Annotated in this window: 9 protein-coding genes; 2 read left to right on the top strand and 7 right to left on the bottom strand. The window is 70.5% G+C overall.

Annotation, left to right across the window (positions count from 1 at the left end):
- Window positions 1-72: 72 nt before the first annotated feature.
- Together nrdR and glyA are read right to left on the bottom strand one after the other, a co-directional pair.
- Window positions 73-591 carry a transcriptional regulator NrdR gene (gene nrdR, locus I596_RS02945; protein ID WP_067643959.1) on the bottom strand — a complete coding sequence of 173 codons (519 nt, stop codon included), beginning with the start codon at window positions 589-591 and terminating at the stop codon, window positions 73-75.
- Window positions 592-597: 6 nt separating this feature from the next.
- Complete coding sequence (gene glyA / locus I596_RS02940; protein ID WP_067643956.1) at window positions 598-1,851, bottom strand: serine hydroxymethyltransferase; 1,254 nt, start codon at window positions 1,849-1,851, stop codon at window positions 598-600.
- Between the two features lie 274 nt (window positions 1,852-2,125).
- On the opposite strand from glyA, the gene ettA reads away from it, so the two are divergent.
- Window positions 2,126-3,787: an energy-dependent translational throttle protein EttA gene (gene ettA / locus I596_RS02935; RefSeq protein WP_067643953.1), complete on the top strand. Its 1,662-nt coding sequence runs from the start codon at window positions 2,126-2,128 to the stop codon at window positions 3,785-3,787.
- 59 nt (window positions 3,788-3,846) lie between these two features.
- Entirely contained in the window at window positions 3,847-4,671 is an 825-nt protein-coding gene (gene pyrF, locus I596_RS02930) for an orotidine-5'-phosphate decarboxylase (RefSeq protein WP_067643945.1), read from the top strand.
- A 19-nt stretch (window positions 4,672-4,690) separates the two neighbouring features.
- Here the strand turns inward: pyrF and I596_RS02925 are convergent, their stop codons facing one another.
- From I596_RS02925 to I596_RS02905, 5 genes are all read right to left on the bottom strand, one after another.
- Complete coding sequence (locus I596_RS02925; RefSeq protein ID WP_067643942.1) at window positions 4,691-5,593, bottom strand: glycosyltransferase family 2 protein; 903 nt, start codon at window positions 5,591-5,593, stop codon at window positions 4,691-4,693.
- A 19-nt stretch (window positions 5,594-5,612) separates the two neighbouring features.
- Window positions 5,613-7,487 (bottom strand): hypothetical protein, encoded by a 1,875-nt coding sequence (locus I596_RS02920; protein ID WP_067643939.1) that lies wholly within the window; start codon window positions 7,485-7,487, stop codon window positions 5,613-5,615.
- A gap of 123 nt (window positions 7,488-7,610) precedes the next feature.
- Entirely contained in the window at window positions 7,611-10,361 is a 2,751-nt protein-coding gene (locus I596_RS02915; RefSeq protein WP_067643936.1) for a serine/threonine-protein kinase, read from the bottom strand.
- A gap of 88 nt (window positions 10,362-10,449) precedes the next feature.
- Complete coding sequence (locus tag I596_RS02910; protein WP_067643932.1) at window positions 10,450-11,718, bottom strand: dicarboxylate/amino acid:cation symporter; 1,269 nt, start codon at window positions 11,716-11,718, stop codon at window positions 10,450-10,452.
- A 141-nt stretch (window positions 11,719-11,859) separates the two neighbouring features.
- On the bottom strand, window positions 11,860-14,646 hold the full coding sequence (locus I596_RS02905; RefSeq protein ID WP_067643929.1) for a TonB-dependent receptor domain-containing protein: 2,787 nt from the start codon (window positions 14,644-14,646) through the stop codon (window positions 11,860-11,862).
- Window positions 14,647-14,934 lie beyond the last annotated feature (288 nt).

Below are 14,934 nucleotides of genomic sequence, written 5' to 3'. Positions count from 1 at the left end.
GGGCGTGGTCCAGCGCGGTCGCGGCAGGCGGCGAGGAAGGATCGGTCATCGCGAGGGCGGCCGGAAGCCGCGTCAGAGCTTGCGCTTGCGCGCGCCGGCATCGCCGAGCAACGGCAATTGCAGGCCTTCGAGCACCGGCAGGTCGCGCTCGAGCATCTCGATCTCCTCGCGGAACGCCTGCACGTCGGCGAAGCTGCGGTAGACCGAGGCGAACCGCACGTAGGCCACCTGGTCGAGCTTCTTGAGCTCGCGCATGACCAGTTCGCCCACGCGCAGCGACGGCACCTCGCGCTCGCCGCTGCGGCGCAGGTCGTCGAGCACCGCGCGGACGGCGACGTCGACCGCCTCGCTCGCGACCGGGCGCTTCTGCAATGCGCGCTCGAAGCTGGTGCGCAGCTTGCGCTCGTCGAAGGCCTCGCGACGCCCGTCGCTCTTGGCGACTGCCGGCAGCTTCAGCTCGGCGGTCTCGAAGGTGTTGAAGCGTTCGCCGCACTGCTCGCACTCGCGCCGGCGCCGGATCGTCGATCCGTCCTCGGAAACCCGCGAATCGATCACGCGGGTGTCTTCGTGCTGGCAGAAGGGGCAGTGCACGGGGGCTCAGCCGTAGACGGGGAACGCCTTGCACTGGGCGGTGACCCGCTCGCGCACGGCGGCGATCACCGCCTCGTCGCCCGGGGCGTCCAGCACGTCGGCGATCCAGCCGGCCAGGGCGACGCTCTCGGCCTCGCCGTAGCCGCGGGTGGTGATCGCCGGCGTGCCGATGCGCAGCCCGGAGGTCACGAACGGCGAGCGCGGGTCGTTGGGAACGGCGTTCTTGTTGACGGTGATGTGCGCGCGGCCGAGCGCGGCCTCGGCGTCCTTGCCGGTCACGTCGCGGCCGATCAGGTCGATCAGCATCAGGTGGTTCTCGGTGCCGCCCGAGACGATCTTGTAGCCGCGCGCGATCAGGGTCCTGGCCATCGCCTTGGCGTTGACGACCACCTGCTGCTGGTAGGTCTTGAACTCCGGCTGCAGCGCTTCGAGGAAGGCCACCGCCTTGGCGGCGATGACGTGCATCAGCGGACCGCCCTGGATGCCCGGGAACACGATCGACTGCAGCTTCTTCTCCAGGTCCTCGCCCAGGCCCTTGGCGACGATGATGCCGCCGCGCGGGCCGCGCAGCGTCTTGTGGGTGGTCGAGGTCACCACGTGCGCGTGCGGCACCGGATTGGGGTAGACGCCGGCGGCGATCAGGCCGGCCACGTGCGCCATGTCGACGAACAGGATCGCGCCGACGCGATCGGCGATCGCGCGCAGCCGCGCCCAGTCCACGACCTGCGAATACGCGCTGAAGCCGCCGACGATCATCTTCGGCTGGTGCTCGACCGCCAGGCGCTCGACGGCGTCGTAGTCGATCCGGCCCTCGGCATCGACGCCGTACTGGATCGCGTTGAACAGCTTGCCGGAGATGTTGACCTTGGCGCCGTGCGTCAGGTGGCCGCCGTGCGCGAGGCTCATGCCGAGGATCGTGTCGCCCGGCTGTAGCAGCGCCAGGTACACGGCCTGGTTGGCCTGCGAGCCCGAGTGCGGCTGGACATTGGCGTAGTCGGCGCCGAACAGCTCCTTGACGCGGCCGATCGCCAGCTTCTCGGCGATGTCGACGAATTCGCAGCCGCCGTAGTAGCGCTTGCCCGGGTAGCCTTCGGCGTACTTGTTGGTCAGCACGCTGCCCTGCGCCTCCAGCACGCGCGGGCTGGCATAGTTCTCCGAAGCGATCAGCTCGACATGGGTCTCCTGGCGGGAGGCTTCGGCGCGGATGGCGCCGGCAAGTTCCGGGTCGAAACCGGCGATCGCGAGATCCTTGGCAAACATGGACAACCTGCTGGCAGCGGAGAAACGGGGGATTTTAGCCCGGATTGCCCGCCGCCGTCCGGCGCCGCGCCGCCGCGCCAGCGCGCCGGGCCGGCCGGCACGGATGCCCTGGCCGCCGCGGGTCCGGAACGCGTGGCGGGCGGGCCTCCTTCGCGTCCACGCATGACGCGCCGGGCACCGATCGGCGATAATCGCGGCCCTTCTTTCTTCCGGGCAGACCCGGCGCCGGCCTCCCGGCCGGCCGTGGCGCGGCCTGCCCTCTTCCGGAGTCCGCATGCAGTACATCTACACGATGATCGGCGTCAGCAAGGTCGTCCCGCCCAAGCGCCAGATCATCAAGGACATTTCGCTCTCGTTCTTCCCGGGCGCCAAGATCGGCCTGCTCGGCCTGAACGGCGCCGGCAAGTCGACCGTGCTGCGCATCATGGCCGGCGTCGATACCGACTACCAGGGCGAGGCGCGGCCGCAGCCGGACATCAAGATCGGCTACCTCGCGCAGGAGCCGCAGCTCGATCCGGAAAAGACCGTCCGCGAGGCGGTCGAGGAAGGCGTCTCCGAGGTGCTGGACGCCCAGAAGCGTCTGGAGGAGGTCTACGCCGCCTACGGCGAGGAAGGCGCCGACTTCGACAAGCTCGCCGCCGAGCAGCAGCGCCTGGAGAACATCCTGGCCGCCAGCGACGCGCACGCGCTGGAGCGCCAGCTGGAAGTGGCCGCCGACGCGCTGCGGCTGCCGCCCTGGGACGCCAGGATCGGCACGCTGTCCGGCGGCGAGAAGCGCCGCGTGGCGCTGTGCCGCCTGCTGCTGCAGAAGCCGGACATGCTGCTGCTGGACGAGCCGACCAACCACCTGGACGCCGAGTCGGTCGAATGGCTCGAGCAGTTCCTGGCGCGCTTCCCCGGCACCGTCGTGGCGGTCACCCACGATCGCTACTTCCTCGACAACGCCGCCGAGTGGATCCTGGAACTCGATCGCGGCCGCGGCATCCCGTGGAAGGGCAACTACTCGTCCTGGCTCGAGCAGAAGGAAGAGCGCCTCAAGCAGGAAGAGAACCAGGAAAAGGCGCGCCAGAAGGCGATCGCCCGCGAGCTGGAATGGGCACGCAGCAACGCCAAGGGCGGCCGCAGCAAGGGCAAGGCGCGCCTGGCCCGCATCGAGGAGCTGCAGTCGGTCGACTACCAGAAGCGCAACGAGACCAACGAGATCTTCATTCCGCCGGGCGAGCGCCTGGGCAGCTCGGTGATCGAGTTCAAGGGCGTGTCCAAGTCCTTCGGCGACCGCATGCTGATCGACGACCTGTCCTTCGTCGTGCCGGCCGGCGCGATCGTCGGCATCATCGGCCCCAACGGCGCCGGCAAGTCCACGCTGTTCAAGATGATCACCGGGCAGGAAACGCCGGACAAGGGCGAGATCAACAAGGGTCCGACCGTGCAGATCGCCTACGTCGACCAGAGCCGCGAGAAGCTCGAAGGCAACCACAACGTGTTCCAGGAAGTCTCCGGCGGCTCGGACATCCTCAACATCAACGGCATCGAGATCCAGTCGCGCGCCTACATCGGCCGCTTCAACTTCAAGGGCCCGGACCAGCAGAAGCTGGTCGGCACGCTGTCCGGCGGTGAGCGCGGCCGCCTGCACCTGGCCAAGACGCTGCTGCAGGGCGGCAACGTGCTGCTGCTCGACGAGCCGTCCAACGACCTGGACATCGAGACCCTGCGCGCGCTGGAAGACGCCCTGCTGGAGTTCCCCGGCAATACCTTCGTGATCTCGCACGACCGCTGGTTCCTCGACCGCATCGCCACGCACATCCTGGCGTTCGAGGGCGACTCCCACGTGGAGTTCTTCCAGGGCAACTACCGCGAGTACGAAGAGGACAAGAAGCGCCGCATGGGCGAGGAAGCCGCGCGGCCGCATCGCGTGCGCTTCAAGAAGCTGGCCTGAGCGACCGCCGGCGGGGCGCGCCCTGCGCGCCGCCGGCCCCCTGGCACCGGAGACTCCCGATGAACTTCATGGCCTCGCTGGCCGCTGCCTGGCAGCGCAACGACTCGCTGGTCTGCGTCGGCCTGGACCCCGAACCGGGCCGGCTGCCGCCGCACCTGGGCCAGGGCCCGGCGGCGATCGGCGCGTTCTGCCGCGCGATCGTCGATGCCACCGCGGACCAGGTGTGCTGCTACAAGCCGCAGATCGCGCACTTCGCCGCACAGCGCGCCGAAGTGGTGCTCGAAGACCTGATCGCCTACATCCACGCGCGGCATCCGGGCGTCCCGGTGATACTCGACGCCAAGCGCGGCGACATCGGCTCGACCGCCGTCCACTACGCCACCGAGGCGTTCGACCGCTACGGCGCCGATGCGGTCACGCTGAACCCGTACCTCGGCCGCGACTCGGCGCAGCCGTTCCTGGACCGGGCCGACAAGGGCGTGGTCCTGCTCTGCCGCACCTCCAATCCCGGCGCCGCCGACTTCCAGGACCTCGACGTCGGCGGCCGCCCGCTCTACCAGCGCGTTGCCGAGACGATCGCGACGCGCTGGAACGCCAACGGCAACTGCCTGCTGGTGACCGGCGCGACCTGGCCGGAAGAAATCGCCGCGGTGCGCGCGATCGTCGGCGACCTGCCGCTGCTGGTGCCCGGCATCGGCGCCCAGGGCGGCGACGTCGAGGCTGTGATCCGCAACGGCGCCACCGCGGCCGGCACCGGCCTCCTGATCAGCTCGTCACGGGCGATCCTCTATGCCGCCTCGGGCGAGGATTTCGCCGAGGCCGCGCGCAATGCGGCAGCCAGCCTGCGCGAGACGATCAATCGCTGCCGCGGCACGACGCGCTGATCCCGCCGGGGAATCCCGGTCACGCCGGCAGCGCCGCCCGCTCCCGCCACCACAGCGGTAGCGCCCGCAGCGCGAAATGCCCCCAGATGCCGAGCCAGACCAGCGCGCGCAGCAGTGGATTGCGCGCCGCCGGATCGAATCTGGCGAAGTAGCGCCACATGCCGCGGTGCTTGTGGCGGGCGACGAACAGCGGCCGGTGGCGGCTGGAACTGCCCTGCGCGTGCTGCACCTCCACCGCGTAGGCCAGACCGACCGCGCGGCCGGCGCCGCGCACCCGCCGGCACAGGTCCAGGTCCTCGCAATGCAGGAAGTAGCCTTCGTCGAAGCCGCCGAGCCGCTCGAACACCGCGCGCGGCAGCAGCATGCAGGCGCCGGAAACCGCCTCGACGGTCTCGACCTCGGTCGCGACCGGGGGCGGCGGCTGCTCGACACCGGCCAGCGCCGGCCAGCGCGACTCCCAGCGCGCCAGTCCGGTGACCGTCATCAGCGCGCGCCGCAGCGTCGGGTCGCGGCGGCGGACCGCCCGCGCCGTGCGGCCGTCGGCGTCGCGGACGTGCACGCCGAGCAGGCCCAGCCCGGGATCGGCGGCCAGCAGCGCACGCAGCCGCGCGAGGGTGTCGTGCTCGACCTGGCAATCGGGATTGAGGAACAGCAGCGCGTCGCCGCGGGCGACGGCGGCGCCGCGGTTGCAGGCCGGTCCGAAGCCGAGATTGGCGCCGTTGCGCAGCACGCGCAGGCGGGCGTCGCCGGCGTGACGAGCCTCGACGGCTTCGGGCTGGCCGTCGGCGGAGGCGTTGTCGACCAGTACGACCTCGACCGGCGCGGTCGAGGCCAGCACGCGATCGATGCAGGCGCCGAGCAGCGGCCCGCTGTCGGCACTGACGACGACGACGGTGGTCAGACCTGCGGTGCCGGCGCCCATGGCCTGTGCGGCGCGCGCGTCAGAGTCCGGAGAGCAGCTTCTCGCCCTGCTCGCGCGCATGCGCCCACAAGGCCGGCCAGGCCTCGAAGCCGGCGGCCAGCTGGGACAGTTCCGCGCGCAAGGCGGTCGCGGCGTCGCCGGCACTGTGCGTGTCCGGCCAGTCGCCCAGACGCGGCGTGCCGTTGGCGAGCAGCGCCCGGCCGTTGGCCTCGATGATCGTGCGCACGTCGGCCTGCCAGTAGACCGGCGCATCCGAGGCCGACTCGAACTGCTGCTGCAGGCGCTCGATCAGGTCCGACCGGGCGAAGCTGAGGTATTCCTGCAGGTGGCGCTCGCGCGCGCCTTCGTCGGCACCGGCGATGTCGCGCAGGTGCCCGGCCAGCAGCGTCAGGCGCTGCGCCGGGTCGCTGGCCAGGAAATCGGGCAGCTGGCGCTGGATGTAGTCGCTGACGAAGTGGTTGAAGCGCGGCGTGTGCGCGGCCTGCGTGCGGTCCGAGCGCTTGCGCGCGGCTTCCTGCACGTGGCCGATCACCACCGGCAGCTCCATCACCAGCGCACGCGGATGGATCAGCCGCGTGACGGTCGAGAACAGCGCATCCTCGCCGCGACCGACCGGGTTCGTGCACGGCAGCAACACGCTGTTGTCGAGCGTGAACGGCGTGAAGTAGCCGATCGTCGCCAGGCGCGCCTGCTGGAAGCCGTACCAGAGGCTGCCGGCCTCGATGTTGCGCAGGTAGCTGTCGCGGTCGCGGCAGAAGTCCGCGCGGCCGTCGGCGGCGATCTGGTAGAGCCAGGTGCCCAGCTCGGTCCGTGAACTGCCGGTGGTGCCGTGCATCGTCGCCAGCACCTGAGCGCCGGCGCGCAGGTGCTCGAGCCGGCCCAGGCTCAGGCTGCGCAGCGCGGTGCGCTCGATCGCGTAGCGGGCGCTGCCGCTGATCGCTCCCAGCGTCTGGCCCGAGGCCTCCAGGTGGAGTTCGAACGGGTCCTCGACGATCTCCTCGCCGGCGCCGAGCGATTCCTCGACGTTGCGGAAGAAGCGGACATGGGCCGCCGTGGTCGGATTCGGGTCGAGTCCGGCGCGTGCGTCCTCGCTGCGCCGCAGCGGCAGGCGCTGGTCGTCGTCGAACATCGCCAGCCGGGCGCCGGCGGACAGCAGCAAGGCGAGGTTCCAGCCGCGTCCGCCACCGAAGCGCGGCTGGGCCGGGTCACGCTGCAGCAGGTACGGCAGCGCCGCGCGGGCGGCGGGCACCGCCTTGGCCAGGCGCTCGACCAGACGCGCCTGCTCGGCATGCCCCAGGTAGGTCACCTTGGCGCCGGTGGCGCGCGCGAACTCGCGCAGCAGGTCGCGGTGCCGGTCGATCGACTCGGAGCGCACCGAGTCGTCGATCACGACATAGTGCCGGCCGGCCCGGAAGCGGCGCTCGTAGTCGGTCAGCGACAGCAGCAGGCGCTCGAGCTGCGCCGGCCGGTCGCAGGCACGCACGAACACCGCGCGCAGCGGCGCCGGTTCCACCGCGGCGGTCTCGCCCAGCCGCTCCAGGAACGTGCGGTCCTCGACCACCAGGCCGCGGCCGACCAGGCTCTGCAGCACCTGGGCCACGCCTTCGCGCGGCACGTTGAGGCCGGAGACGGTCGAGAGGATCCGCGTGACGTGCTCGTCCATGCTGCGGAACTCGCGGCACTGGTCCAGCGCCTGGAGCACCTGGTAGGTCATCACGTGCGTTTCGCCGGTCGAGCGCACCTGGAAGATGCACTCGTTGTTCGACAGCGAGGCGACCATGCCGTCCTCGGACGCGAACAGCGGCGCCTTCGGATCGGGACGCAGTGCCGGTGCGGCCGGTGCCGCCATGCCGACATTGCCGTAGTTGATCTGGAAGTTGAGGTTGCTGCTCATCGGGTACCGTCGAGGGGTGCGCTGCGGACCACGGTCCGGCGATCGGCGCACGGGCGGGGCGCGTATTCTACGCGTCCGCCCGGCCTGCCGCATTCAGGCGGCCTGCCGCGGCCCGCAGCCGGCTCAGCGACTGGGCCAGCGCGCCAGCAGGGCGCGCACCGGGGCACCGGCGGCGAACGCCTGCTCGACGATCGCCGCGTGGTCGTGCACCAGGGCCTGCGCAGCCGCGGCCTGGCCGGCGTCGGCCTGGGCGGCCGCCAGGCGGATGGCCAGTTCCGCGACCAGCGGATGGGCTGCGCCCAGGCGGGCCGCCAGGGCGTCCAGCGCCGCCCGGCGCTGGGCGATCTCGGTCGCGGCGTCGCCGCCGTGGCGGGCGATCTCGGCGACTACCGAAGCGGCGCGCGCGCGCAGGTACGGATCGGCGGCCGTTGCCGCCGCGGCGATCGCCGGCTGCCGCTCGTGCGCGGCGGCGAAGTCGCCGCGGCGGACCTGCCACTCGACATCGAGCAGGCGCGCCTTGGCGGTGTTGGTGTCGTCGGCGCCGTAGCGCGCCAGGTAGCCGGCCTGCACGTGGTCGATCAGGCCCCGCGACTCGGCCAGATCGCCGCGGCGGAGCAGCAGCCGCGCCAGGTTGTACTCGGCGCGCAGGACCGGTGCGCTGTCCGGCGCCAGCGACTGCCGGCGCTGGACCAGCGACTGCCGGAACAACGGCTCGGCCGCCGCGTAGTCGCCCATGTCCTCGTAGACCGAGGCCAGGTTGTTCAGCGGCGCCTGCCCGCTGGAGCCGAGCTGGGCGTAGAGATCGATCGCGCGGCGGTAGTGTGCCGCGGCGTCGCCGAAGCGCCCCAGGTCGTGCAGCGCCGAGCCGACCTCGTTCTCGGCCAGCGCGACGTGGTCGCTGATCTCGCCGTACAGCTCGCGGGAGAGCGCGAGGTTGGCGGCATGCAGCTCGGCGGCGCGGCCGGCCTGGCCGGCGCGTGCGTAGGTCGCGGCCAGCGCCTGCAGCGAGATCTGCACCTGCGGGCTGCGCTCGCCGTCGCGCTCGCGCTTGATCGCGATGGCCTCCTCGAACCGCGCGATGGAGGCAGCGTAGTCGCCGCGGCCCCGCGCGACCAGGCCGAGGTTGTGCAGCGTGGTCGCTACCGGCATCGACTGGGTGCCGGCCAGCTCGCGCCGGATCGACAGGGCCTGCTGCAGCAGCCGCTCCGCCTCGTCGAAGCGGTCGTCGGCCTCCAGCACGACACCCAGCGTATTGAGCGAATCGGCGATCGCCAGCGATCCGGGCGGCGCATGCTGCTCGCGCAGGGCCAGCGCCTGACGCGCCGCGCGCTCGGCGTCCTCGACCGGTCGCGCGTTGTTGGAATAGACGACCGCGAGCTGGCTGAGCGCCGCGGCGGCCGCCAGCGGCTGGTCCACGTCCGGGCGCTGGTAGTGCGCCGCCGCATCGGCGAGCAGCTCGGCCGCGCGCCGGCTCTCACCGATGTGGCGGTAGGCGGTGCCCAGCACGTCGAGCAGGCGTGCCTTGACCGCCGGCGCCGCGTCCAGCTCGCTCCGGATGCGGGCGGCGCCCTGGTCGAGCACGTCGCGCGCGCTGATGTCGCGCGCCTGCCCGGCGCGCGGATTGGAGACCTCGAACACCGACACCAGGTAGTCGCTGACGCGCTCGGCCGTGGCGGCCTGCAGGCGCGCCTCGCGCTCGGCACGCACGGCGCGATCGCGCTGGGCGGCCAGCTGCACGGTGAAGCCCGCGATCACGGCCAGCGCCAGGCCGGCGGCGGCGAACAGCGGCCAGCGCCGCCGCACCAGGCAGCCCAGCGCGTAGGGCAGCGTCCGCGCACGCGCGCTGACCGGGCGATGCTCCAGGTGGCGCCGGATGTCCGTGGCCAGCAGATCGACCGATCCGTAGCGGCGTGCCGGATCGCTTGCGGTCGCCCGCAGCACGATCGCGTCGAGGTCGCCGCGCAGGCGCGCCCCCCAGGGCACGCCGGCAGCCAGGCTGCTCGGGCAGACCTCGGCCGCGCCGAGGCGGGTGATCGTGTGGTCGCCGGCATCCAGGCGGGCGCGCCGCCCGGCCAGCAGCTCGAACAGGATCAGCCCGAGGGCGTAGACGTCGCTGGCGGTCGTGACCGCCTCGCCACGCAGCTGCTCCGGACTGGCGTAGCGCGGGGAGAACCAATCCCCCGGCGCGGCGGCGGTCGCCTCGTGCTCGATCGCGCGGGCGATGCCGAAGTCGAGCAGCACCGGCGCACCGTCGGCGCGCACCAGCACGTTGGACGGCTTGAGGTCGCAGTGGACGATCAACCGCTGATGCGCGAACGCGACGCTGCGGCAGATGCGCACGAACAGCGCCAGCCGCGCCGCCAGGTCCAGGTCCTGCTCGCGGCACCAGCGGTCGACCGGCACGCCCTCGACGTACTCCATGACCAGGTACGGCTGGCCGGCGGCGGTGGCGCCGCCGTCGAGCAGGCGGGCGATGTCCGGATGCTGCAGCGTGGCCAGGATCTGCCGCTCGCGGGCGAAGCGGGCGATGCCGTCGGGGCCTTGCGCGCCGAGCACGACCTTCAGCGCTGCCTGCTGGCGGAAATGGCCGTCGGCGCGTTCGGCCAGGTACACCGCGCCCATGCCGCCCCGGCCGAGCCGGCGCTGCAGCCGCCAGGCCCCGACCCGATCGCCCGGCCGCGGCTCCAGGGCCGTGCCGGTAGCGGCCGCGGCACCGGTCATGGACAGGGTCGGCGCGTCGGCCAGCGGATCGGCGGGCAGGCCGGAATCGGCCCCGGCCCCGGCAGCGGACGCGGCCTGCAGCCGGGCGAACGGCGGACCGTGCGGGTGCGGACACAGGTCCGCGAGCGCATCGTCATCGGGCGGGCCGGCCATGGGCGGATTCCGTCGTCGATCCGGAGGCCTCCGCAACGGGGGCCGTGGTGTACAAGTATAAGCGCCGCTGCCGGCCCGGGCGGCGCCCTCAGGCGGTGTCCGAGGGGGCCTCTCCGGACCCGCGCGAGACGACCACGGCGGCCGCCAGGTCGCCGGTGACGTTCAACACCGTGCGGCTCATGTCGAGCAGGCGATCGACACCGAGGATCAGGCCGATGCCCTCCGGCGGCACGCCGACCATGCCGCAGATCATCGCGATCACCGGCAGCGAGCCGGAGGGTATGCCGGCGGTCCCGATTCCGCCGAGGATGCAGACGAACATCACCGTCAGCTGCTGCAGCAGGCTGAGCTCGACGCCGAAGAACTGCGCCAGGAACAGCACGGTGACGCCCTCGAACAGCGCGGTGCCGTTCTGGTTGGCGGTGGCGCCGATGGTCAGCACGAAACGCGACACCCTCGGCGGCAGCTTCAGCTCCTCCTCGGCGACCTTGAGCGCGGTCGGCAGCGTCGCATTGCTGGAGGATGAGGTGAAGGCCATGACGATCGCCTCCTGCGACCCGCGGAAGAACGCGAGCGGCGACATGCCGCCGAACCAGCGCACCGCGATCGAATAGACCACGAAGAAGTGGATCGCCATCGCCAGCAGCGCGACGCCGACATAGCCGGCCAGCTTGACCAGGAGATCCCAGCCGAACTGCGCGGCCAGGTTGAAGACCAGGCAGGCGACCGCGTACGGCGCCAGCCGGATCACGCCGTGGATCAGCGTCATCGAAATGTCGAACACGCCCTGGAAGAACTCCTTCACGCGCGCCGTCCCCGGCGTGTCGGTCGCCACCAGGCCGATACCGAAGATCAGCGCGAAGAACATCACCGCGATGATGTCGTTGGCGGCGGCGGCGCGGATCACGTTGTCCGGGACGATCTGCACGATCATGCCGATGCCGCCGGCCTGCTGGCTGCTGGCGACGATGGTGCCGGCACGCTCGGCGGCATCGCTGATCAGCGACTGGGCCACCTGCGGGTCGATGCCGTCGCCCGGCCGGAACAGGTTGACCAGCACCAGGCCGATGACCACCGCGATCGTCGACACCACCACGGTGTAGACCAGCGTCCGGCCGCCGATCCGGCCGAGCGACCGGATGTCGCCCATTTCCGCGACGCCGAGCACCAGTGCCGAGAAGATCAGCGGAATCACCAGCATGAACAGCAGGCGCAGGAAGATCTGGCCGACCGGCTGGGTGACGTAGGTCGTCAGGACCTGCAGCCAGCCGCTGTCGGCGCCGGCGCCCACGTGCACGACCAGGCCGGTTGCCAGACCGATGAGAAAGCCCAGCAGCAGGCGTAGATGCAGCGACATGAGGCGTTTCCCCGGCGATGGCGACACCGAAGCCTACCGTCAGCCGGCGCCGCCGCCTAGGCGCGGGCGGCCCGCCGGCGCCTTCCCCAACGAAAAGGGCCGGCTTGCGCCGGCCCTTTCCTGACACTGCAGAGGCGAACCTCAGTTGCCGGTGCCGCCGAAGCGGTAGTTGATCTCGGCGAAGATCGACCGGCCGTACGCGTCGTAGTTGAACGAATCGTAGTACGGGTAGGTCGTGTTCGACCGATCCCTCGGCGGACGCTTGTTGGTGACGTTGTTGGAGATCAGCGACAAGGTCACGTCGTCCACCGTGTAGCTGACGCTGGCGTTGTACGTGGTCCACGGACCGATCGTGTTGACCTCGTTGAACGCCAGCGTCTTGCCGCGGCGCTGGCCGTACAGCGTGGTGCTGAAGCCGCCGTAGTTCCAGGACACGCTGGCGCTGGCCATCCACTTCGGATCACGCGGGAAGTCCAGGAAGGTCAGCTCGTTGATCGTCGGATCGCCCGGGTAGGTGACGTACTCGTGCTTGAGCAGCGTGTTGTAGTCGAAGCCGAACACGAAGTCGCCGGCCGAGTCGGTCTGCAGGCGGTACTGGGCGTTGGCGGTGATGCCGCGCACCTTCTCCTTGGACACGTTGATCGGGTAGGTCCGGATCGAGTTGATGCCGCTCTCGTTGGGACCGGTCGGGTTGAGGTTACGGTCGATCAGGCCGAGCACCGCCACGCAGTTGGGCGAGTTGATGTCGACCGGCGAGCCGCCGACCGTCGCGCCACGACGGCAATCGGCTTCCAGCTGCAGCATCTCGTCGAGCGAGCGCGACTGCACCTGGTCGTCGATCTTGATCTCGTAGACGTCCGCCTTGAACGCGAGGTTCGCGGTGGGCGCCCAGACCACGCCGATCGTCGCCGACTTGGCGTTGACGTTCTTCAGGTCCAGGTTGCCCGACTGGATGCCCGAGACCTGCTCGTTGTTGTAGCGGCAGGCGTTCATGTCGACGTTGTCACCGAACTCCTCGCGGCAGCGGTAGTAGTCGGTCATGCCGGGCGCGAAGAAGCCGCTCTCGCCCTGGTACAGGCCGGCCATGTCCGGTGCACGGAACGCGGTGGCGTAGGTGCCGCGCAGCAGCAGCGAATCGGCCGGGCGGAACTCCAGGCCCAGCTTGTAGGTGAACTTCTCGTCGCTGCGGCCGGACGCCTTGTACTGGTCGTAGCGGGCCGACGCCGTGGCGGTCAGCATGCTGGTCAGCGGCGCGTTCATCTCGGCTGCGATCGCATAGCGGTCACGCTTGCCGTAGCCCTGGGTACCCGAGGCGCCCCAGACTTCGCCGGCGATCAGGCGCGGATCCGGGGAGTCGTCCCACAGCTGGTTGCCGGCCTCGACCAGGGCGGCGAAGCCGACCGGACCGGCCGGCAGCTCGAACAGGCTGAGGTTGGTGACGGTCGCGTTGACCTTCTGCGTGTAGGTGTGCGACTCGCCGCTGATGTAGTCGCTGAACGAGCGGTACTGGTCCGGCGTGATGACCGAGTAGAAGCGGTCCCAGTTGACGTTGTAGACCGGGTACGCGCCGAAGAACGGATCGGTCGCGCCGGCCACCGGGTCGCCGAGGAAGAAGCGGTCCACCAGCGCGCCGAGCGGACGCAGCTGCTTGGAGCGCACGACGTTGTCCGACCGGTGGTAGTAGATGTCGTAGTCCCAGTTCGAGTCGCCGATCGTGCCGCGCACGCCGAGCTGGCCGACGTAGGTCTTGTTGCGGTCGAAGCTGTTGTTGAGACCGAAGATGCCGGTCTGCGACGAGTCGAACACGTGCTGCAGCGAGATGATCGAGCCGACGGTCGGATCGTAGAACGGGCCGGCGCCGGCGCCGCTGCCCCACCAGCTGTAGCTGGAGCCGGCGAAGTACTCGACCGTGTTGACGTTGTACATCAGGCTGCCGTAGGCCTGGGTGTTGTCGTTGATGTCGAAGACACCCTTGACGTAGCCGTTGGCCGAACGGCGATCGTTCATGATCGACGAATAGCCGTTGGTCAGCGGCGAACCGCAGGCGTAGCCGCGGCCCAGGTTGTCCTCGAAGCGGCGCACCGTGCCGCCGTAGGCGCTCGACACGCGGTCGCACCACGCGCCCGGATCGACGAAGTCGTCGGCGACCTCGCCGAGCAGGTCGCGGACCAGGTAGTTGAACGACGGCTGGCCGCGGCCGTTGGGGTTGTCCAGCGTGGAGTCCATCCAACTGCGCTGGAAGCGGTAGATCGGCTCCTGGTTGCGCAGCTCCAGGCTGTAGATCAGGTTGAAGCGCTCCCAGCTGTTGCCGCCGGTGAACTGCAGGCGCTGGCTGTCGCCGCCGCCCTCGGAGTAGCCACCGACGCGCAGGTTCAGCGCGTAGCCGTCCATCTTCTGCTTGAGGACGATGTTGACGACGCCGGCGATGGCGTCGGAGCCGTAGATGGCCGACTGGTTGCCCGGCAGGATGTCGATGCGCTCGACCATCGCCATCGGGATCGAGGAGATGTCGACGAAGTTGCCCGAGCCGTTGTAGAGCAGCGGGTAGTCGGCCATCGGGCGGCCGTCGATCAGGTACAGCGTGAAGCCCGGATCCAGACCGAACAGGCTCAGCGTCTCGGCGCCCTGCGTGAAGCTGGCCGAGGTCTGCGCGCCCTGCACGACGCCGTTGGCCTGGGGCAGCGCACGCAGCACGTCGGACACGCTGCCGAAGCCCTTCTTGGTGATCTCCTCGTTGGTGATCGTGATCACCGGCGAGGCCGTTTCGACCTGCGAGCGGCGGATCAGCGATCCGGTGACCGTGACGGCTTCGAGCTGTTCGGTCTTCTCGGCGCTCTCCTGCCCCTGATCCTGCGCCCAGGCCTGCGAGGCCAGGAACGGCAGGGCCAGCGTGGCGGTTATGGCTGCGACCAGCATTTTGCGTTGCATGTTCTTTCCTCTCGTGACGTAGATGCCCGCACGCGTATCGCCGTGCGGACCGGTCGGGTCTCTCTATCCCGCCGCGGGGAGTCGGTCAGCAGGTGAAGCCGCCGTTGCACGCCTTCACCTGCCGGCCGGTGGCGTCCATTCCTGCGGTCGCTGAACACGGTCCGATGGACCACGCCCGCTTTCCGGCAAACGCTCCTCGCGATCGAAAAACGAAAACCTTCGTAGTTAGTCCGCGCATCGACCCCTCAAGGGGGCGCTGTCGGCACGTATCGCATGCCGGCATCGGAC

Origin of the sequence: Dokdonella koreensis DS-123 (assembly GCF_001632775.1) — a bacterium.
Lineage (GTDB): Bacteria > Pseudomonadota > Gammaproteobacteria > Xanthomonadales > Rhodanobacteraceae > Dokdonella > Dokdonella koreensis.
This window is presented reverse-complemented; position numbering and strand designations above follow the sequence as displayed.